22 protein-coding genes are annotated in these 21,015 nt (G+C 55.7%); 21 read left to right on the top strand and 1 reads right to left on the bottom strand.

The window, feature by feature from the left end; genetic code table 11:
- Positions 1 to 109: 109 nt before the first annotated feature.
- The 13 genes from ACZ2GZ_RS08870 (at position 110) to ACZ2GZ_RS08810 (ending at position 10,915) form a co-directional block, all read left to right on the top strand.
- On the top strand, positions 110 to 889 hold the full coding sequence (locus ACZ2GZ_RS08870; RefSeq protein ID WP_029595663.1) for a CheR family methyltransferase: 780 nt from the start codon (positions 110 to 112) through the stop codon (positions 887 to 889).
- 10 nt (positions 890 to 899) lie between these two features.
- The gene (gene aroC / locus ACZ2GZ_RS08865) at positions 900 to 2,060 is read left to right on the top strand and encodes a chorismate synthase (protein ID WP_214713769.1); all 1,161 of its coding nucleotides are present in this window, start codon (positions 900 to 902) and stop codon (positions 2,058 to 2,060) included.
- The gene (locus tag ACZ2GZ_RS08860; protein ID WP_214713767.1) at positions 2,054 to 3,100 is read left to right on the top strand and encodes a 3-dehydroquinate synthase; all 1,047 of its coding nucleotides are present in this window, start codon (positions 2,054 to 2,056) and stop codon (positions 3,098 to 3,100) included. The genes aroC and ACZ2GZ_RS08860 overlap by 7 nt, the downstream gene beginning before the upstream one ends.
- 1 nt (position 3,101) lies before the next feature.
- Positions 3,102 to 4,352, top strand: a complete 1,251-nt coding sequence (gene aroA / locus ACZ2GZ_RS08855; RefSeq protein ID WP_470295186.1) for a 3-phosphoshikimate 1-carboxyvinyltransferase — start codon at positions 3,102 to 3,104, stop codon at positions 4,350 to 4,352.
- A gap of 36 nt (positions 4,353 to 4,388) precedes the next feature.
- Positions 4,389 to 5,660, top strand: coding sequence for a tetratricopeptide repeat protein (locus tag ACZ2GZ_RS08850; protein WP_021067205.1), 1,272 nt, complete (start codon positions 4,389 to 4,391; stop codon positions 5,658 to 5,660).
- A 24-nt stretch (positions 5,661 to 5,684) separates the two neighbouring features.
- Complete coding sequence (locus ACZ2GZ_RS08845) at positions 5,685 to 6,218, top strand: ReoY family proteolytic degradation factor (protein ID WP_021067206.1); 534 nt, start codon at positions 5,685 to 5,687, stop codon at positions 6,216 to 6,218.
- A 165-nt stretch (positions 6,219 to 6,383) separates the two neighbouring features.
- Positions 6,384 to 6,824 (top strand): DUF2487 family protein, encoded by a 441-nt coding sequence (locus tag ACZ2GZ_RS08840; protein ID WP_021067207.1) that lies wholly within the window; start codon positions 6,384 to 6,386, stop codon positions 6,822 to 6,824.
- Between the two features lie 110 nt (positions 6,825 to 6,934).
- Complete coding sequence (locus ACZ2GZ_RS08835; RefSeq protein ID WP_021067208.1) at positions 6,935 to 7,438, top strand: QcrA and Rieske domain-containing protein; 504 nt, start codon at positions 6,935 to 6,937, stop codon at positions 7,436 to 7,438.
- A gap of 15 nt (positions 7,439 to 7,453) precedes the next feature.
- A complete protein-coding gene (qcrB, locus tag ACZ2GZ_RS08830) occupies positions 7,454 to 8,125 on the top strand; it encodes a menaquinol-cytochrome c reductase cytochrome b subunit (protein ID WP_021067209.1) in 672 nt (223 codons plus the stop codon).
- 33 nt (positions 8,126 to 8,158) lie between these two features.
- Entirely contained in the window at positions 8,159 to 8,953 is a 795-nt protein-coding gene (locus ACZ2GZ_RS08825; protein WP_021067210.1) for a menaquinol-cytochrome c reductase cytochrome b/c subunit, read from the top strand.
- A gap of 99 nt (positions 8,954 to 9,052) precedes the next feature.
- On the top strand, positions 9,053 to 9,667 hold the full coding sequence (locus ACZ2GZ_RS08820) for a DUF1405 domain-containing protein (protein ID WP_029595659.1): 615 nt from the start codon (positions 9,053 to 9,055) through the stop codon (positions 9,665 to 9,667).
- A gap of 38 nt (positions 9,668 to 9,705) precedes the next feature.
- Positions 9,706 to 10,389 carry a zinc metallopeptidase gene (locus ACZ2GZ_RS08815; protein ID WP_029595658.1) on the top strand — a complete coding sequence of 228 codons (684 nt, stop codon included), beginning with the start codon at positions 9,706 to 9,708 and terminating at the stop codon, positions 10,387 to 10,389.
- A gap of 61 nt (positions 10,390 to 10,450) precedes the next feature.
- Positions 10,451 to 10,915 carry a GreA/GreB family elongation factor gene (locus ACZ2GZ_RS08810; protein ID WP_021067213.1) on the top strand — a complete coding sequence of 155 codons (465 nt, stop codon included), beginning with the start codon at positions 10,451 to 10,453 and terminating at the stop codon, positions 10,913 to 10,915.
- A 43-nt stretch (positions 10,916 to 10,958) separates the two neighbouring features.
- Here the strand turns inward: ACZ2GZ_RS08810 and ACZ2GZ_RS08805 are convergent, their stop codons facing one another.
- Complete coding sequence (locus ACZ2GZ_RS08805) at positions 10,959 to 11,834, bottom strand: YitT family protein (protein ID WP_021067214.1); 876 nt, start codon at positions 11,832 to 11,834, stop codon at positions 10,959 to 10,961.
- Positions 11,835 to 11,945: 111 nt separating this feature from the next.
- Here ACZ2GZ_RS08805 and bshB1 point away from each other — a divergent pair, with 111 nt between their 5' ends.
- From bshB1 to dinG, 8 genes are all read left to right on the top strand, one after another.
- Positions 11,946 to 12,629 (top strand): bacillithiol biosynthesis deacetylase BshB1, encoded by a 684-nt coding sequence (bshB1, locus tag ACZ2GZ_RS08800; protein WP_029595657.1) that lies wholly within the window; start codon positions 11,946 to 11,948, stop codon positions 12,627 to 12,629.
- A complete protein-coding gene (gene bshA / locus ACZ2GZ_RS08795; RefSeq protein ID WP_021067216.1) occupies positions 12,626 to 13,747 on the top strand; it encodes an N-acetyl-alpha-D-glucosaminyl L-malate synthase BshA in 1,122 nt (373 codons plus the stop codon). Before bshB1 ends, bshA begins: the two co-directional genes overlap by 4 nt.
- A complete protein-coding gene (locus tag ACZ2GZ_RS08790; RefSeq protein WP_214713763.1) occupies positions 13,744 to 14,883 on the top strand; it encodes a CCA tRNA nucleotidyltransferase in 1,140 nt (379 codons plus the stop codon). The genes bshA and ACZ2GZ_RS08790 overlap by 4 nt, the downstream gene beginning before the upstream one ends.
- Positions 14,856 to 15,818 (top strand): biotin--[acetyl-CoA-carboxylase] ligase, encoded by a 963-nt coding sequence (locus ACZ2GZ_RS08785; protein ID WP_029595655.1) that lies wholly within the window; start codon positions 14,856 to 14,858, stop codon positions 15,816 to 15,818. Before ACZ2GZ_RS08790 ends, ACZ2GZ_RS08785 begins: the two co-directional genes overlap by 28 nt.
- Before the next feature lie 218 nt (positions 15,819 to 16,036).
- A complete protein-coding gene (gene panB, locus ACZ2GZ_RS08780; RefSeq protein ID WP_021067219.1) occupies positions 16,037 to 16,873 on the top strand; it encodes a 3-methyl-2-oxobutanoate hydroxymethyltransferase in 837 nt (278 codons plus the stop codon).
- Entirely contained in the window at positions 16,870 to 17,700 is an 831-nt protein-coding gene (gene panC / locus ACZ2GZ_RS08775) for a pantoate--beta-alanine ligase (protein WP_214713761.1), read from the top strand. The genes panB and panC overlap by 4 nt, the downstream gene beginning before the upstream one ends.
- Before the next feature lie 5 nt (positions 17,701 to 17,705).
- Positions 17,706 to 18,089 carry an aspartate 1-decarboxylase gene (gene panD, locus ACZ2GZ_RS08770; protein WP_021067221.1) on the top strand — a complete coding sequence of 128 codons (384 nt, stop codon included), beginning with the start codon at positions 17,706 to 17,708 and terminating at the stop codon, positions 18,087 to 18,089.
- A 107-nt stretch (positions 18,090 to 18,196) separates the two neighbouring features.
- On the top strand, positions 18,197 to 21,007 hold the full coding sequence (gene dinG / locus ACZ2GZ_RS08765; protein WP_021067222.1) for an ATP-dependent DNA helicase DinG: 2,811 nt from the start codon (positions 18,197 to 18,199) through the stop codon (positions 21,005 to 21,007).
- The last annotated feature ends 8 nt before the right edge of the window (positions 21,008 to 21,015 follow it).

The raw sequence follows: 21,015 nt of genomic DNA, 5'->3' as shown, positions 1-21,015 counted from the left end.
AAAGGGACGGGGGCCTCCTGTCCCTTTTTATATTGGGATTGAAGCGCTTTCGCTTGTTTTGGCACGACATGATCTAGGAGAAGAGAAAGAATTGAGGTTGGAACTGGTGATAAATGATTATGCCATCTTCGTAAAAAAGTTTTATATGAAGTCGGGGATTGACTTAAACCTATACAAAGAAGCCCAGATGAAGCGACGTATGATTGCACTTCGCGAGAAGAAAGGGTATGCCACGTTTATCGAATACTTCAAAGCGATGGAGTCGGACCGGGGCTTATACGATGAATTTTTAGATCGCATGACCATCAACGTGAGTGAATTTTACCGGAACCCGGTCCGTTGGCAGCAACTAGAGACGGACATTTTGCCGGAACTCATCCGTAAGAGCCAGGGCAAGTTGCGCGTCTGGAGCGCGGCGTGCTCGACGGGTGAAGAACCGTATTCGTTGGCGATGCTGTTATCGAAACATTTGTCACCCGCACAGTTCACAATCACGGCGACGGACCTAGATGACGTGGTGATCGAAAAAGCGAAACAAGGCAAGTATCATGAGCGGGCGCTCGTCGACTTGCCATCAGAGTTTCGGCAGCGTTACTTCACCCGCCGTGGAGACGACTATTACATCACAGAGGACATCAAAAAATTAGTGACGTTCAAAAAACATAATCTGCTGGCCGACGTGTACGAGCGGAATTTTGATTTAATCGTCTGTCGTAACGTCTTGATTTATTTCACCGAGGAAGCGAAAGAGAAAGTGTATACATCGTTCCACCGATCGCTCCGACCAGGCGGTGTCCTCTTCGTCGGAGGGACCGAGCAGATCTTTCAACCGAAGCGATACGGCTACAAGATGAAGCAGAGCTTCTTCTACGAAAAATTTGAAGAATGAGGTGGCAGTTATGCGTTATTTGACGGCAGGAGAATCGCACGGGCCTGGACTTTCAATCATCATCGAGGGTGTACCGGCCGGGCTTGAGGTCGATGTGCAAGCCATCAATGCGGAACTCGCGAAACGGCAGTCCGGCTACGGCCGCGGCCGCCGCATGCAAATTGAATCAGACCGAATCGAGGTGAGGGCCGGCATTCGTCACGGGGTGACGACAGGGGCCCCTATTTCGTTCTGGATCGAGAACAAGGACCATACTCATTGGCGGAACGTGATGCAGGCCGAACCGGTCGATGCGGACGTGGAAATCAAACGCCGCGTCGTCCGCCCGCGACCAGGACATGCGGACCTCGTCGGTGGCTTGAAATACGACCATCGTGACCTGCGGGACGTCCTCGAACGCTCGAGCGCACGTGAGACGGCCGCCCGGGTCGCCGTCGGCGCCCTCAGCAAACAACTGCTCGCTGCTGTCGGGATGTCGCTCGTCAGCTATGTCAAAGTGATTGGCGGGGTCGAGGCCGATGCCTCATACGAGTCGCTCGACACATTGCGCGCCACGATCGAGGCGTCACCGGTCCGGACGATGGATGAGACGGCAGGCCAGGCGATGATGCATCGAATCGATGAGGCGAAAGCCGCCGGTGACTCGCTCGGCGGTGTCGTCTGTACGGAAGTGCATGGTGTCATCCCGGGGCTCGGATCGTACGTCCAATATGACCGGAAACTCGATGCGGCGATCGCTCGCGCCGTCATGAGTGTCAACGCCATCAAAGGCGTCGCGTTCGGTGATGGTTTCGAGATGGCGTATCGACCAGGGTCGGAAGTGATGGACCCGATCGCTTATGGTCCCGACGGCTATACACGCCTGAGCAATCATCTCGGCGGTTTCGAAGGTGGGATGACGACCGGGATGCCGATTGTCTGTACCGCTGTGATGAAACCGATTCCGACGCTCTACAAGCCGCTCCAATCCGTTGATATCGATACGAAACAACCGTTCCTCGCCCAAATCGAGCGAAGTGACGCCTGTGCCGTCCCGGCCGCCTCACTCGTCGTCGAGGCCGTCGTCGCGTTTGAAATCGCCCGTGAGTTATGCGAGACGTTCGGACATGACACGGTCGGACGCATCCAAGCGCGCGTTGACGCGTACCGCGAGGAGATTCGCACGTGGTGACGATTCACGTGAACGCCTCGACTCCATACGACGTCACAATTGAACGAGGGGACGCCTGGCTCGACCGCGTCCCTTACTTCTCGTGCTCGACCGTGTGGGTCATCACGGACGAGACGGTAGATCGCCTGCACGGGAAGGCGTTTCGGACTCGTCTCGAGGCAAGCGCGCGTCCAATCGTCTGGTCGGTCGTCCGTCCGGGCGACGGATCGAAATCGCTCGCGACGATTGAACGTCTCGTCGCGGACGGGTTGACGTCTGGCTGTGACCGGGACACGCTCGTCGTCGCCTTTGGCGGCGGCATGATTGGCGACTTGGCCGGCTTTTTGGCGAGTGTTTATATGCGCGGCCTGCATTACATACAAGTGCCGACGACAGTTCTCGCCCACGATTCAGCCGTCGGCGGAAAAGTCGCGGTCAACCATCCGCTCGCCAAAAACGCGATCGGTGCCTTTTATCAGCCAGCGGGCGTCCACTATAACGTCGACCGCCTCGAGACGTTGACGGACCGTGACGTGATGAGTGGGCTCGGCGAGTTAATTAAACATGCCTACTTGTCACGATACGTCCTCGGGCACTCGTTCGAGACCGAGCTGTTCACCGCCTTGGCGCAAGGACCGCTCGATTGGGAGGCGTGGCTCGCGCGTGGGATTGAAGTGAAACGACAGGTCGTCGAGACCGATGAGCGGGAACACGGCGTAAGGGCATGGCTGAACTTTGGTCATACGTTCGGCCATGCGTTGGAGTCGGTCGAGGCGTACCGATTAGCGCACGGGGAGGCCATCCTATACGGAATGGTGTACGCCTTCCTCGTCGCCGGAGACGTCTCACGCGCGGAAACGCTCGCCGGTTTCATGAAGCAACAAGCAATCACGCCGGTCGTCTGGCAGCCATTCGAGGCGTATCTCGAGGTGATGCGCCACGATAAAAAGAATCGAACTGGACAGATTCGCTTCGTCTTGCTCGGTGAAGAAGTGACCGTGACGAGCGTCACGACCGAGCGGCTCGTCGAAGCGTACAATCAGTTGAAAGGGTGGTTTTAAGATGGGATTGAACGGATTGATACGCGTACCGAGCGATAAGTCGATCACGCACCGGGCGTTATTGCTCGGGGCCGTGGCGCACGGACAGACGACGGTGTACGACCCGCTCCTCGGTGAGGATTGCCGGTCGACGCTCGAGGCGATCCGTCGTTTGGGCGCACAAGTCGATGAACAAGCGGAACGACTCGTCATCACTGGCAGCCCGTCGCTCACGTCGGCGGAACTCGATTGCGGGAACTCCGGCACGACGATGCGTCTCTTGACGGGACTGCTTGCAGGCTACGACGGTACGTTCACGCTCACCGGCGACGCCTCGCTCTCGAAGCGACCGATGCGTCGCGTCACTGCACCGTTGCGCGCCATGGGAGCCGACCTTGCAGGTGACGTCGCTCCGCTCCACATCCGCGGGAGGGCGTTGACGGGCATCGATTACACGTTGCCTGTCGCGAGCGCGCAAGTGAAATCGGCCATCTTATTGGCTGGACTCCGTGCGGACAGCCCGACGATCGTGCGCGAGCCGGTCTTGTCGAGGGATCATACCGAACGCATGCTGCCGCTGTTCAACGGGCAGATTGACATCACCTCGGAAGAGGGGGTTCGGACGATTCGGCTGTCGCCGTCCGTCCTGGAAGGCGCGACGGTGGCCGTACCGGCTGACCCGTCCTCGGCCGCCTTTTGGTGGGCCGGGGCCGCGCTCGTCCCGGATAGTCGCGTCACGACGACCGACGTCTGTTTGAACGAGACACGGATTGGCTTTTTGCGCACGCTCGAACGGATGGGGGCGCACGTTGACGTGACGAACGTCCGCGCACTCGGAGAAGAATCGGTCGGGGACGTCACCGTGTCGACGAGCACGCTCCATGGCATCCGGTTGGACGGGACCGCCATCCCACATCAAATCGACGAGTTGCCATTATTCGCCCTCGTCGCGTCGCAGGCATCGAGCCCATCGTCGGTCCGGGATGCGGGGGAGCTCCGCGTAAAAGAGACGGACCGGATTCAGACGGTCGCGAGCGAATTGAAGGCGATCGGTGTCGACCTTCGCGAGACGGATGACGGCTTTGACGTCTATCCGAGCCGTTTGCACGGGGGACACGTCACCTCGCACGGAGATCATCGCTTGGCGATGATGCTCCAAATTGCGGACTTATTGACGACGGAACATGTGACGATTGACGACGTCGAGGCAGCGGATGTGAGTTATCCGCGCTTCCGTGACGATTTACAACGACTCGGTCGTGAGATAGAATAACGTCAATACGAGTAGCCGCTAGGAGGAATTTTGACGATGTTAGACGAAACAGAATTAAACCATATCATTGAGATGCTTGAAAAAGGTGAGACGGAGCATGCCCTCATGCATCTCGAATCGCTCGAGAAGGAAGGGTCGGACGAGGACCGGTTGGCCATCGCCGATCTCTACCTCGAACTCGGCCTCGCCGATCGGGCCGTCAAGTTGCTCGCGGCGCTATATGTCGATTATGCGGGCAACCCGCACGTCGCCTTGTCGCTCGCCGAGGCCTACTTGGACAGTGACCGGGAAGAAGAGGCGATTGCCGTCCTCGAGAAAATCGATACGACGGACAAGGAAGCGCATATGCGCAGTCTCGTCCTCCTCGCCGATTTATATCAATCACAAGGGTTGGACGAGGTCGCCGTCAAGAAACTGATGGAGGCGCTCGAGACGAACCCGGACGAACCGCTCCTCATCTACGGATTGGCCGAGTTGTACGCGTCGATCGGCTCGTTCGAACAGGCGGTCCCGCTGTACGCGCGTCTGCCGCACTTGCGCTTGCCGGAAGAACTCGATTATCAGGCCGATTACGCGGAGGCGCTCACGATGATCGGCTCTTTCGAAGAGGCACTCGATGAGTATGAGAAGGCGGAAGACCGCAACTTGAACACGATTTTCGGTCACGCCATGACGGCCCACCGCATCGGCCGTGACGAAATTGCCGTCAAACAGTTTGAGTCGCTTCGCTCGATGGACCCGGACTTCACGTCGCTCTATCTGCCTTACACGGAAGCGCTCGACGAACTCGGCCGCTTCGATGAGGCGCTCGAGGTGATTGGCCAAGGGATTGACCGCGACGACTATAACGATGAGTTGCGCACGGTAAAAGCGAAACTGTTCTTGAAACAAGGTCGGACAGATGAGGCGGTCACGGAATTGCGCGAGGCTCTCGCGTTGAATCCGGAGTCGCTTCAGGCGACTGAGCTGCTCTTATCGGTCTTGTTCGAAGGTGGGGACATGGAGGCCGTCCTCGAGACGATCGATGCGCTCGAGGAACATTCGACTTCCCCGCTCATGACATGGTACAAGGCGAAAGCGGCCTATGAACTTGAAGACTATGATACGGCCGTCACGTTATACCGGTCGATCGAGCAAGTTTATAAAGAGGACGTGTCATTTGCGATTGAATGGGCTACACTATTGATAGAAGAAGGACAGCGTGACCAAGCGCAACGAGTGCTCGAGCAAACGCTTGCGCTCACTGTCGATGTCGATGACCGCCAAGCACTTGAAGAGCGGCTCGAACGGTTGACGGATCACGATTAAACGATATAAAGGAGATGGGGTCATATGGTCGAGCGGAAAAGAACATTTTTAAAGCGATTCCTCGCTCATCATACGCTTCGTAAACGAGAAGCCAAGTGGATTATCGACTACTGGCTCAGACATCCAGAAAAACTCGGGAACGTTCATTTCGTCACGAACGCCTCGGTCTCACCACGCAGTTTGATCATGACGGCGTATGGATTTGACGGCGAACCGTTCCGTTACCGTCGGGGTGACCTCATCACGGTCAATCCCGAGAAGGCGTATCACGACATCCGGCTCCACGACGGCGCCATCTACGTGGAGTTGAACTTTCAGGGCATGATGATTGATGAGCTGTGGATTGATATCGTGGAATTGAATCCGTTCGAACCCGTCGCCGAAGTGAAAGACGAAGTGACGACGTCGGCCCAGACGGTCATTCGGGCCTCGGTTGCCCAGTTCGAGGAGGAGCGTCTGCTCGTCGAAATCGATAAGGCACTCGACCGACGGGACGAGAAATTGTTCCGCAACTTGACGAGCCAGCTCCATCAAGTCCGAGCCTCAAAATTATTTTAATAAAAACAAGCGCTTCCGTTATGGTAAGCGCTTGTTTTTTGGTATATTAATGACGTAGGAATACACAATAATTTCACATTTCGTTCATAAGTTTCGCAGAGGGAACGATTGTAGGTACGCTACAATGAACATAATGATGTATGTCTAATGGAGAGGAGGAGGAAGATGAGGTTCGATGGTCTAGACGCGATGAAGTCGCTCTCAGAACGCCAATACGTCGATACGCTCGTCGTCCCGCTCGTCGAACTGGCGTTTGATGAGGACATGGTGCGCAAAGCCGAAGGAAACGAAGTCATCCAGGCGGTGGCACTTGAAACCGAGCGCCAATTGTCCGGCCGGACGATGCTAAGCCCGACAATCAGTTATGTCGACGCGGAGGCAGGGCGTGCGCTCGCCGAACAAGTTACTGTTCAGGCGACGGCATCGGGGTTTACCCACGTGTTGTTCATCTCCTCGGATTTGCGTTTCAAGGGCTCTGAACTGCCGATTATTTTCGTTCCGCCGCTTGCGTTGAAAGGCATGTCCGGCGAGCAGTCGCACACGATGGTTCAAAATTTTGCGACGCAAGTCATTACCGATCTTTCGAGCCGTTGGATGGCGACATGAAGCGGTTGACGTGGAGGTTTTATTGATATACTATTTTGTTGAGTGAGAAATTTTTGTGAAGAATGCATAAAGAATTATGGGGTTATGCACACGAATGAGGGGGGAACGAAATGGCTCAAAATGGGTCAAAAGTCACACGCCGTCAGTTCTTAACGTATACGTTGACTGGTGTAGGTGGCTTTATGGCGGCAACATTGATCAGTCCGATGGTCAACTTTGCGATCGATCCGGTCTTAAAAAAATCGGGAGCGGGCGATAAAGTAAAAGTCATCAGTCTTGATGACATCACGACTGAGCCGCAACGTGTCGACTTTAAGAAACAAACGCAAGATGCTTGGTATGAATTTGAAGAAACGCTTTCGGCGTGGGTATTTAAAGATGAGAGCGGCGAAATCATCGCCTTGTCTCCAATTTGTACGCACCTCGGCTGCCAAGTAGGATATGGTGGAGACCCGACTCGACCGACAGAATTCTTCTGCCCGTGTCACTTCGGTCGCTATGAGAAAGATGGAACGAACATTCCTGGTACGCCTCCGACTGCACCACTTGCACGCTACGAAAAAGAAGAAAAAGACGGCTTCCTATACTTGGGCAGTCCAGTCGCACAGTTGTGAGAGGGGGAATAGTCGATGTTACAAAAAATTTATGATTGGGTCGATGAACGCGTCGACATCACGCCGTTATGGCGCGACATCGCTGACCATGAAGTTCCAGAACACGTCAACCCTGCCCATCACTTTTCAGCATTTGTTTATTGCTTCGGCGGTCTGACGTTCTTCACGATCGTGATTCAAATTCTGTCAGGGATGTTCTTGACGATGTACTATGTACCAGACATCATCAACGCGCACGCGTCGGTGTACTATCTTCAAAACGAGATCGCGCACGGACAAATCGTTCGTGGGATGCACCACTGGGGCGCATCGGTTGCGATCGTCATGTTGTTCTTACATACGCTCCGCGTATTCTTTACCGGGTCGTATAAGAAACCTCGCGAACTCAACTGGGTCGTCGGTGTTCTCTTGTTCTTCGTCGTCTTGGCGCTCGGTCTTACAGGGTACTTGTTGCCGTGGGATATGAAAGCGTTGTTCGCGACGAAAGTTACACTTCAAATTGCCGAGAGTGTCCCGGTCATTGGTGGTATCGCCAAAACGCTTCTCGCCGGTGGCGAGATCGTCGGCGCACGGACGCTCACGAACTTCTTCGCCATTCACGTCTTCTTCTTACCGGCGGCCTTGTTCGGACTCCTCGGAGCCCACTTCTTGATGATTCGTAAGCAAGGGATCTCAGGACCGCTATAAGCCGATTCGAAGACAAAAAGGAGGAGAAACGATATGCATCGCGGTAAAGGGATGAAATTTGTAACCGACTCTCGAGTAGGAATCTCGAATCGGAAACAAAATATTGCTAAAGACTATTCAGAGTATCCAGGACGCACGGAAGCGTTCTGGCCGAACTTCTTGTTGAAAGAGTGGATGGTCGGTTCGGTCTTCTTGATCGGATTCATCGCCTTGACGATTGTCGAGGCCCCACCGCTCCAAAACATCGCCGATCCAACGAACACGTCATACATTCCGCTTCCGGACTGGTATTTCTTGTTCTTGTATCAATTGCTCAAGTATCAGTTCGCAGCAGGGGATTGGATCTTGCTTGGAACGGTCATCTTGCCAGGGGTCGCTTTCACGGCGCTCTTGATCGCACCATGGCTTGACCAAGGACTCGAACGCCGTCCGGCCAAACGTCCGGTCGCCATTAGCTTCATGTTGCTCGGCGTGTTGTCGATTTTCTACTTGACGTGGGAATCGGTTCAAACGACGCACTGGGATCAAGTTCATGAACAAGGGATCTTGGAAGTTCCGGGCGAGGGCCCTGAAATCGATACGGCCGCACCTGGCTATGAGATTTACTCGGCTCAGTCTTGTGTGAACTGTCACGGTCAGAACCTCGAAGGCGGGGCAGCAGCTCCTGCACTCGTCGGCACACAGTATACGGCCGAAGAGATCGCGGATATCGCGGTCAACGGTGTCGGTACGATGCCAGCCGGTCAATGGGATGGTTCGGATGAAGATCTCCAAGCCATGTCTGAATTCATCGCTTCATACGGTGAAGGCGGCGAAAACAACCAATAATCGATTGGTTCAAGAAGCGTGGCCCGTCTAACGGGTCACGCTTCTTTTTACTTCGCCTCCGTTGCGCTACAATAGAGAAAAAAAGGATGGAATACACGAATGATACATATGTTACGCCCGTTTCTCACCCATCGGACCGTCTTGGTGCTCCTGTTCATCATCAACTTGTTCGGAACGATTTACGGATATGTCTGGTATGAGCCCCAGCTCCGTGACACACCGCTCATCTATTGGCCGTTCGTGCCGGACAGTCCGACGGCCTCGTTCTTCTTCACGGTCGTGCTCGGCTTATGGATTGCCGGGAAGAAGTCACCCCTCATGGAGACGCTCGCCTTCGTGACGCTCATCAAATACGGGGTATGGGCCGTCATCATGAACATCTTGTTCTTACGGGAACTCGGTCCCGATGCCGAGACGTTCACCGTGCTCATGGCCGTCATGCTGATGGTGTCACACGGGGCGATGGCGTTCCAGGCGCTGTTGTACGCACCGTTCATGACATGGACGGTCCGCTCGTTCGTCTTGACGCTCATCTGGGTCATCCATAACGACGTCGTCGACTACGTGCTCGGACAATGGCCGCGTTATCCGTCACTGGCCGAACATATCGCCTGGATCGGCTACGGGTCGTTCTGGTTGACCGGAATATGTTTTTTTATGGGATACCACATCATCCTACGCACTTCGCTTGATAATAAGTTCATTAGAATGTAAAATCAGATTATCAAATACACGCAGAGGTGATAGAGAACATGTCATTAGGTGGCTATATTTTCTATCTTGCACTGATTATGCTCATTCCGTTATGGGCCCAGATGCGAGTGAAAAGTACGTACAAAAAGTTTCTCCAACAACCGATTCAAAGCGGAGTCACGGGTGCACAGGTCGCTGACTTCATCATGAAACAAAACGGCGTTCATAACGTCCGGATCGAGATGGTCGATGGTTTGATGAGTGACCATTACGACCCGGTCAATAAAGTCGTCCGTCTGTCGCGCGAAGTGTATCAAGGGTCGACGATTTCATCGGCTGCGATTGCGGCCCACGAGATCGGCCACGTGATTCAAGATGCATCCGACTATAAGTTGATGCGGGTCCGTCACCGTCTCGTCCCGGTCGTGAACATCACGTCGAACTTGTCGTTCCCACTTCTCTTAGGTGGTTTCTTGCTCGGCGCGATGGGGCTCGCCCAACTCGGTGTCATCATGATGCTCGGGGCGGTCGTGTTCCAACTCGTCACGTTACCTGTCGAATTCGATGCCTCGAAACGGGCTATGGCTGAATTGACGAGCCACGGCATCGTCACGGCAACGGAAGAGTCGGGCGCACGCAAAGTGCTCAACGCGGCGGCTTGGACATATGTGGCGGCCACACTTGTCGCCGTCGCCGAACTGATCCGCTTGGCGCTCATCGTCTTCATGCCACGTGATGAGTAGAATCAAGGGTCCCGTCCACGTGACGGGACTTTTTTAATTTTGCTTTCGAAAGGAGTAGCAGATGAATCAACCACAATTGACGAAAGCGGGACGGCTCCGCTTACAAGAACAGCTGGAGACGTTGCGCGGGGATAGCCGGCATGAGGCGCTCGAACGCGTCAAGACGGCCCGAAAGTTTTGTGATTTTCGTGAAGACGTGACGTACGTGGAGGCGGTCCGGGAACAAGAGCGGATTGAGACTAAAATTATCGAACTGGAGCGTCTGCTCGCCGATGCCGTTATCGTCGACGAGGGTCGGCCCGACGTCGTCGCGTTCGGGAGCCGAGTCGTCATTCGGGAATTACCGGACGGGAATGATGAGACATATCGCCTCGTCGGTGAGCTCGAGGCTGATTTGGCGGAAGAAACGATTTCCGTATCGTCCCCGCTCGGTAGCGGGTTGATGGGAGGCGTTGTCGGTCAATCCGTATCAATCGCTTCACCGGGCGGTCCACTCGATTTTGAGATTGTCCGAATCGAGCCATAATGAAACGCCCCGTTCATCCGAACGGGGCGTCGTTTGTCGTGACTTATTTCAGCGGGACACGGTTCTCATCGAACGTGAACCCTTCACCGCCGACCTCATAGACGTGGTGGAACGTGACGAAGGCGTGTGGGTCGATCTGTTTGACGATCGTCTTCAACCGATTGACTTCGTTTCGTCCAACGACGACGTATAGCACTTCGAGCTCTTTATTCGAATAGCCACCCTTGGCGAGGAGCCGTGTCGTCCCGCGGTTCATCGTGGCGTGAATCCCGTCAGCGATGGCCGTACGATGGTCGCTGATAATCATGGCGGCCTTGCCAGCGTATGTCCCTTCTTGCATCGAGTCGATGACGCGGGCGCCGATATAGACGGCGAGGAGTGTGTACATCGCCTCGCGAATATCGAGATACGTCAAGCTGAGGACGATGACGAAAAAGTCGAACACGAGGAACGTCTTGCCGATTGACCATCCGACGTAACGTTGGACGAGTCGGGCGATGATATCGACGCCTCCCGTCGTCCCACCGTTATTGAAGATGATGCCGAGACCGACCCCGATGAAGAGACCGGCGAATAGACTCGCGAGCACCATATCGTCCGTCAAATCGATGATTAGATTCGAGTACTTGGCGATGAGGGCGTACCAGAGCGAGAAACTGAACGTCCCGATGAGCGTATAGATGAACGTCGTCCGCCCGAGCAGCTTGTAGCTGACAAAAAAGAGCGGGATGTTGAGCGCCAAGTTCGTGATCGATGGCGACCAGTCGAACAAACCGCGCAGAATCAAGGTGATGCCCGTGAATCCGCCTTCCGCCAAATTGTTCTGGACGTTGAAATGATAGACGCCGAACGCGAAAATAAAGGAACCAATTAAAATAAAGAATATATTGCGAAACCGAATCGGTAATTGTACCGTCATTTGGTTCACCTCCCACCTAGTAGCGTACTCGAAAAACCTCTCGATTGACTACCCTCTACATATGACATTCCGCGATGAGTCCGATATACTTTTCACAGAAGAGGTGATTTTATGAAAATAGTAGCAATTGGGGCCCATCCGGACGATATCGAAATCGGAATCGCCGGCATGACCGCCCAATGGACCAAGGCCGGGGTCGACGTTCTATACGTCGATTTGACGAGAGCGGAGCTGTCTTCGAATGGGGACATCGTCACGCGCGGCATCGAAGCCGAAACGGCCGATCGGGTGCTCGGCATCCGTCGCATCAATCTCGGGTTCCCGGACCGGGGCCTGACCGGGGACGCAACTCAAATCGAGGCGATCGTCCGATTGATTCGGTCCGAGCGTCCGACACACGTTCTGTATCCATACGGCATCGACCGCCATCCCGATCACGGCGCCTGCGCCCGACTCGTCGAGGAGGCGCTCTTTAATGCCGGAATCCGTAAATACATGCCCGACGTCCCGGCATATCGGCCGTCGAGTGTCTATCAATATATGATTAACGCCCATACGACACCGGACGTCTGCATCGACATCACGGGGACAATCGAGCAAAAACTTGACGCCTTGCGTGCCTATGCCAGTCAGTTCACACCGGTCGACGGCGTGGCAACGCCGCTCACGGACGCCTATCTCGAACGGGTATTGGCGAGGGAACGTCACTTCGGTAGCTTAATCGGGACCGCATATGCGGAAGGGTTGATGACGAGCCGCCCATACGTGGTCCATCAGGCAGGTGAGCTCACATGAGTCTAAGAATCGGAGTTCTCTGTTATCCATCGGTCGGGGGCTCGGGCATTCTCGCCACTGAGCTCGGGATGAAACTCGCCGACCGGGGCCATGATGTTCATTTCATCACGTCGAGCATCCCATTCCGATTGAACGCTTATCATCCGAACATCACGTTCCACCAAGTCGAAATCAATCAATACTCGGTGTTCCGGTATCCACCGTACGACATCACGCTGGCGTCGAAGATTGCCAGCGTCATCCGGGCGTTCGGCCTCGATGTCATCCACGCCCACTATGCGGTGCCGCACGCCGTTTGTGCCGCCCTCGGACGCGAGATGGCGGGGACGAAGACACCGATCGTGTCGACACTCCATGGCACGGATATCACCGTGCTCGGCGAAGATGAGGAATTGAAGCCGGCAATTTTGTACGGCTTACGCCAATCGAACGCCATCACGGCCGTCTCGGACAGTTTGAAGCAAGAGACGCTCGAGCGGATCGGGTCCGACTTATCGATTGATGTCATCCACAACTTCATCGATGAGGCGGTCTATCAACCGCAGGCCGACACGTCCCTCCGCGAACGGTATGGCTTGTCCGATCAAGACCGGGTCGTCATCCATATCTCGAACTTCCGGCAAGTGAAGCGAATCGATCTCGTGCTCGAGGCGTTCCAGCAGATGAACGTCCCACATAAGAAACTGCTCCTCGTCGGCGACGGTCCGCTCATGGGAGCGATGCGCCGCCTCGTGAGCGAAATGGGACTCGAAGAGCAAGTCATCTTCGCCGGGAAGCAAGAACAAGTGGCGGCGCTCTTGTCGATTTGCGACGTCCACATCCTGTTATCGGACAAAGAGGCGTTCGGTCTCGTCGCGCTCGAGGCGATGGCGACGGGCGTCCCATCGGTCGTCAGCGATGCGGGCGGATTGCCGGAAGTCATCACTGACGGCGTGGAAGGGTTCGTCGTCAAACGCGGCGACGCGCTCGCGGCGACGAGAGCGCTCGAAGCGATTTTGCTCGACGGGGAACTGCATGCACGCTTCCGCACGAACGGGCTCGAACGGGCCAAACAGTTCGCGTCGGCCGATATCGTCACGGCATATGAATCGCTTTATGAACAGGTGGTGCGCCCATGACGGAATGGGAATACGCCAAACGGATTATCGAGACGATTAACGCCCACGGCGGCGAAGCGTATATCGTCGGGGGGGCCGTCCGTGACTATATGCGCGGTACGCTTCCGGATGACATCGATATCGCCACGTCGCTCTTTCCGGACGAAGTCATGCGCTTGTTCCCGAAATCGGTACCGACCGGAATCGATCACGGCACAGTGACGGTCATTCTCGACCATCATCCGTTCGAAGTGACGACGTTCCGGTCGGAAGGGACGTATTCGGATTCGAGACGGCCCGACCACGTGTCGCTCGGCGTCTCGCTCGAGGAGGACATGAAACGGCGCGACTTCACGATGAACGCGATGGCGTTCCACGATGGCAACGTCGTCGATTTGTTCGGCGGTCGGATGGATCTTGAGGCGCGTGTCATCCGTACCGTCGGCAGCCCGTACGAACGCTTCAATGAGGACGCGCTCCGCATCATGCGGGCGTTCCGCTTCATGGCCCAGCTCGATTTCCGTCTCGATGATGACGTGCAACGAGCTTCCCGCGAACTCGGTCATAAACTGCAAGACATCGCGATGGAGCGGGTCGCCATCGAGTTCGAGAAGTTGATGGTCGGTCCGGCGTATCGAAAAGCGCTGGCGACGATACTGGACCTCGGCATCCATCAGTATTTACCGAACGTCTCGGCAGAACTGATTGAGCGCGTCATCGCCGACAGACGGACGCCGGTCAATCCGGTCGGCGGCTGGGCGCTGTTCGTCCATCATGCCGCTGCGACCGATTGGTTGACGCCGTGGAAACGCTCGAACGCGCTGAAACGGGAAGCGAACGTGCTCGCCCGGTTGTTCACGACCGGCCTCGACACGTTCACGATTTACGAGACGACGACGGCGACGCTCTCGACGTATCTCGACATGTCGGGTCGGACGGAGACGGCTGAACAGTTGAAGCGGCAGTTGCCGATTCAATCGCGCCGGGAGCTTCGCTTCGACGGCCGTGACGCGCTCCAAATCGGGGCCAAGGGCCCGCTGATCAAACAAGTGCTCGCCCACGTCGAACGGCTCGTGCTGGAAGGCGAGCTCGCCAACGAACCGGAACCGTTACGAAAGGAGGCGAAACGATGGCTTCAACACGCGGAAAAGTATTAAACCTGTTGCAGGACGGGACCGTCTGGAGTGGTCAAGAGTTGGCCCGTCAATTAAATATTTCACGTACCGCTATTTGGAAGCATATCGAGACGTTAAAACAAGATGGGTATGCGATTGAGACGATTCCTCGAAAAGGGTATCAATTGTTCGGCCAGACCGACCGACTCGATGAGCCAGCGTTCGTATCGTTCCGAAAAGGGCGGTTCGGACAAGCCGTCCATGCGTTTGATCAAGTCGATACGACCCAACGCATCGCCCATGAATTGGCGCAAAAGGGCGTCCTCGAAGGAACGCTCGTCATCAGCGAGGAGCAGACAGCGGGACGAGGCCAACTCGGCCGGAACTGGTATAATCCGAGCCACGTCAATATCGCGGCGAGCGTCATCCTGCGCCCGGCGCTGCCGATTCGCGACGCCTCGAAGCTGACGCTCATGGCGGCGAGCGCGTTCGCGCGCGCCCTGCACACGCAAGGCATCCCGGCCACCATCAAATGGCCGAATGACTTGTTGCTCAATGGGAAAAAAATCGGCGGCATCTTGACCGAGATGCAGACGGAGGGTGACCGGATTCAAGCCGTCATCCTCGGGTTCGGATTGAACGTCAATAGCGATGTCATTCCGGACGAGCTCGCCCATCGCGCGACGTCCATCAAGCTGGAAACGAATCAGACGTATCGGAGAAGCGAGTTGCTTGCGCACTTGCTCGCCGAGCTCGAGACGGAATACGATTTGTTCCTCGCGTCAGGATTTGATTCTGTGCGCGCCCATTGGCTCGAACACGCCGCCTATCTGAACGAACCGGTGACGTTGACGGCGTCAGGGAAGCCAAGACGCGGGACGATGCGCGGCATTTCAGAGGATGGGGCACTCCTGTTGGAACATGAAGGAACGGTCGAGCCGATTTACTCTGCCGAGATCGCAGTTTGGAATGATTGATGGAAACGGGTTCGTGGTCTATAATGAATGTGCCGGACGCTATCGCTCGCGAAGTGTACCAGTACTGCAGACCGTCACTACATTTTTTTGTCTGCCTTGATCATTTTGACAGGGACAGAAGGACACTCATCTACTTGAGATTGTTTTCGTGCGCCTTCTTACCATTCGTGTAGGAAGGCGTTTTTTCTAACCTGTCTCCACATTAGGAGGAGAACTATATGCATACGATGACTTCGTTATTGAAGAAGATGAAGCAAGAAGAGAAATTGGTCATGTTGACCGCCTACGATTATCCGTCCGCAAAACTGGCCGAGGCTGCAGGCGTCGATATCATTTTAGTCGGGGACTCGCTCGGGATGGTCGTGCTCGGTTACGATTCGACGATTCCTGTGACAATCTCGGACATGGTCCATCACGCGAAAGCGGTTCGCCGCGGGGCCCGTGACACGTTCGTCGTCGTCGATATGCCGTTCGCGACATACCACGGTGATTTCGACCGCACGCTCCAAGCGGCCGCGACGTTGTTCCAAGACGGACAAGCCGATGCGATTAAACTTGAAGGGGCTGGCGAGGTGCTTGAAACGATCGAGCGTCTGACGAAAGTCGGTATGCCGTGTGTCGCCCACCTTGGCCTCACTCCGCAATCGGTCGGTGTGCTCGAAGGTTATAAAGTACAAGGCAAATCGCTCGAAGACGCAGAACAGTTGATTGCCGATAGCCTCGAGGCGGAGCGGGTCGGCGCGAAGATGCTCGTCCTCGAATGCGTGCCACATCAATTGGCCAAAAAGATTGCCGAGGCGCTCAGCATCCCGGTCATCGGAATCGGTGCGGGTGCCGATGTGGATGGCCAAGTACTCGTCTATCACGATATCTTGAAATATGGCGTCGACCGCCTTCCGAAGTTCGTCGAGGCATATGCCGACGTGAATGAAGTGGCGACGACGGCAATCCGCAATTACGTCGATGCGACGAAAGACGGCTCGTTCCCGCTCGAACGGCACACGTTCACGATGGATGAGTCATTGCTCGACACGCTCTACGGGGGCAAGGCATGAACATCGTCACGACCCCACGTTCGTTACAAGAAGCATTGACAGGTGTCGGGACGATCGGTTTCGTCCCGACGATGGGTTATTTGCATGAAGGGCACCTCAGTCTCGTCGAAGCGGCCAAGTCAGAAAACGACCTCGTCGTCATGAGCATCTTCGTCAACCCGACCCAGTTCGGACCGAACGAGGACCTCGACCGCTATCCACGTGATTTCGAGCGGGACGAGGCACTCGCCCGCGAGGCGGGTGTCGACGTCTTGTTCTACCCGAACACGGAGACGATGTATCCGCTCGACATGGCACGTGTGACGGTGCGCACCGGCGCTGACGTCTTATGCGGGGCCAGTCGTCCCGGTCATTTCGATGGCGTCTTGACCGTCGTTTCGAAGCTGTTCAATCTCGTCCGTCCGACCCACGCTTACTTCGGGTTGAAGGATGCGCAACAGGTCGCTCTAATCGAAGGCTACGTCCGCGACTATTTCGTCCCGGTCGAGATTCGCCGCTGTGCGATTATCCGTGAACCGTCGGGCCTTGCGAAATCGTCCCGTAACGTCTATTTATCGGAGTCAGAGAAGGTGGATGCGAGTGACATCAACCGTGCCTTGATCGAGGCGCGAGACGCCCTTGCGCAAGGTGAGGCGATTCGAGACGTGATGGCACGGCTCGAGGACCGCTTGAAGAACATTCCGAACAGCACGATCGACTATGTCGAAATCAAAGACTATCCGACGTTGACCGAGGTGACCTCCGCGTCAACCGAACTATTGATTGCTGTAGCGGTGCAGTTCGAACGGGCCCGCTTGATTGATAATGTGATTTGGAAGAGAGGATGAATCCAATGATTCGAACATTTATGCACGCAAAACTACACAAGGCGACCGTCACCGAGGCGAACTTACATTACGTCGGCTCGATCACGATCGATGAAGATTTAATGGATGCGGTCGGGATCATGGAAAACGAGCATGTCCACATCACGAACAACCATAACGGGGCTCGCATCGAGACGTACGTCATCAAGGGCGAACGAGGTTCAGGTGTCGTCTGTTTGAACGGGGCTGCGGCCCGTCACTTCCAAGTCGGGGACGTCGTCATTATCATGGCGTACGGTCAAATGACGGCCGAGGAAGCGAAACAACATCGTCCGAAAGTCGCCGTCTTGAACGAGCGAAACGAGATCGATCAACTTCTATACGAAGAAATCGCCCATACGATTTTATAAGACGAACGGGGATGTCCGCGAGAGGCATCCCCGTTTTTTCGTGTATCGTTCTATGGTAAGATGAGACAGACAGAAAGCACGAGCGTGCCGAAGATGGGATGGATGTTATGGACACCTATGTGATAGTGGATTTGGAGACGACTGGTCATTCCGTCAAGTCCGGCGACGAATTGATTGAATTTGCGGCGGTGGTCGTTCAAGGGAGTGAAGTGATTGAGCGCTACAGTACCTTGATTCGTCCGAGTCGCCCGATCCCGCCTTTTATCACGCAGTTGACGACGATCACGAATCAAGACGTGGCGGAAGCCCCGACGTTTGAGGAAGTGATCCCAGATATATGGAAGATGCTAGACGGGCGGATTTTTGTCGCCCATAACGTATCGTTTGATTTGAATTTTTTGAATGAAAGCTTAGAGTTGGCCGGGTATATCCCGTTCCAGGGCCGGGCCATCGACACGGTCGAACTGGCGCGGATTCTATACCCGACGCTCGAGAGCCACGCGCTCGAGTCGCTCGCCGAGACGTTCAACCTCGTCCACACCGACGCGCACCGCGCGCTCAGCGACGCCGAGGCAACGGCTGAACTGTTCGTTCGCTTGGTCGAGCGGTTGCGCGCGTTACCGCTCGTCACGCTGAAACAATTGCGGCGGTTGTCCGAGTCGTGGACGAGCAACGTCGAGCCGCTGCTCGATGAGTTGATCATTCAAGTCGGAATCCGGGCCGACGACGAGACGACGTACGATATTCATCGGAAAATCGCACTGAGACGTCTCGTCGACACGTTCGAACCCGCCGTCGAACGCGAGCCGTTCGAGCCGTTCCTTCACCGGACGATTGAAGAGACGCTCCCGGCATTGTTCGGGCAATTCGAACCGCGTCAAAGTCAATTCGAGATGATGCGCCACGTCTATAAAGCGCTCGATGACGAAGCGACACTGTTAATCGAGGCGGGAACAGGGACCGGAAAAACGTTGGCGTATTTGATTCCGAGCGCACATCACGCGCTCGAGACGAAACGACCGGTCGTCGTCAGCACACATACGATTCAATTGCAGGAACAGCTGTTGACTCGAGATTTGCCGATTTTAAAAGCGATTTTCCCTGAAGTCGAATTCACGTTGTTGAAAGGGAGACGCAATTACATCGACCTCCGCAAGTTCGAGATGATTCTCGAGGAGGCGAACGAAGGCTTGCTCCCGGCGATGTGCAAGGCGATGGTACTCGTCTGGTTGACCGAGACCGTGACAGGCGACTTGGAAGAGTTGTCGCTACCGGGTGCGGCGTCACAAGGGCCGGCCTCGTTCAAACGGCTCATCCAAGCCGACGCGGCCTCGGACTTCGGGCGTTTCGACCCGTGGTATAGCCGGGACTTCTTCACCCGGGCCGTCTTGCGCTCGAAAGAGGCCGATATCATCGTGACGAACCACGCCTTATTGTTCTCTGATTTGCAGCATCAGGCCGGGATTCTTCCGACCGATACGCCGCTCATCTTAGATGAGGCCCATCAAGTCGAGGAAGTCGCGTCGCATCACTTCGGTGTGACGTTCGACGCGATTCAGTTCGACCGCTTGTTCAAGTGGTTCGGTTACGGCGCCGATGGCAAGTTCCATTCACGCGTGCTCGGACTCGCTGATTTGACGGCCGTCGCGGAAGAAGCCGAGGCGTTCAGCAAGGCGACCGATCAAGCGCTCGCGCGCGTCGACGATGAACTGAACGATTTGCTCACGGCGCTCCAGTCGCTCGGTAAAAAGCGGGAGCAACGTCAAACCGTCCGCTTCGAGCGGGAAGGGGAGCCGTTCCGTCCGATTCGGGAAGTGGCGAAGCGACTCGAAGACCGTCTGCGGACACTCCGGACGACGCTCCGGCAACTGCATCGGCTTCTCGATGAGCATAAAGAACATATGACGTTCAAACAACGGGCCGTGCTCGGGGATTTGAAGGCGTTCATCGGGGACGTGCGCGATATCGAGAGCGTGCTCTACGAGACGATGCTCACGCGGGATGACGATGCTGTCAGTTGGGTCGAACTCAACCTGGCCAACCGTAAGTTGACTTCGGTGTATACGCAACCGGTCGAGATCGGTCCGCTCTTGCATGAACGACTGTTCGCCAAGCGTCCGACCGTCTTGACGTCGGCGACGATGACCGTTTCGGGCCGATTCGGATTCATCGAACGCCGTCTTGGACTCGACGGCGAAGATGTCCGTCGCGTCGTCCTGGCGTCACCGTTTGATTTCAAGAAACAAGCGAAACTGTTTGTGCCGTCCGACATCCCGCTCATCAACGAGGTTCCGTTGCCGCGGTTCGTCGAACAGATTGCAGGCTCGATTGCCCAAATCGCCAATGTGACGAAAGGACGGATGCTCGTCTTGTTCACATCGAACGAATTGTTGCGCTTGACGCATGAGGCCGTCAAAGACCAGCTTGATGAGGGCTATACGCTCCTCGCCCAAGGCGTCAGCGGCGGATCACGTAGCCGTTTGACGAAACAATTCAAGCGCATCGACCAATCGATTTTGTTCGGGACGGCCAGCTTCTGGGAAGGCGTCGACATTCCGGGCGAGGCACTCACTTGCCTCATTATCGTCCGACTCCCGTTCGCCCCGCCCGACCAACCGGTCATGCAGGCGCGGTCCGAGAAAATCGAGGCGACAGGCAAATCGTCATTCTTCGAGCTGTCACTCCCGCAAGCGGTCATCCGCTTTAAACAAGGGGTCGGCCGTCTGATTCGCTCGAAAGAGGATTACGGCGCCATCTTCGTCTTCGACCGTCGTGTCGAGACGACCCGTTATGGGAAGCAGTTCATTAACAGTTTGCCGGCCGTCGACCGAATCGACGGTCCGCTCGAGACCGCACTCGCCGAACTGGAGCTGTTTTTAGACGAGAAAGAAAAGACCGGCCTAGGAAATCAGAGATAACGCTAGGC

It is taken from the genome of Exiguobacterium sp. KKT215 (genome assembly GCF_055635335.1).
Note: the sequence above shows the minus strand (reverse complement) of the source record. Positions and strands in the feature narration are given on the sequence as shown.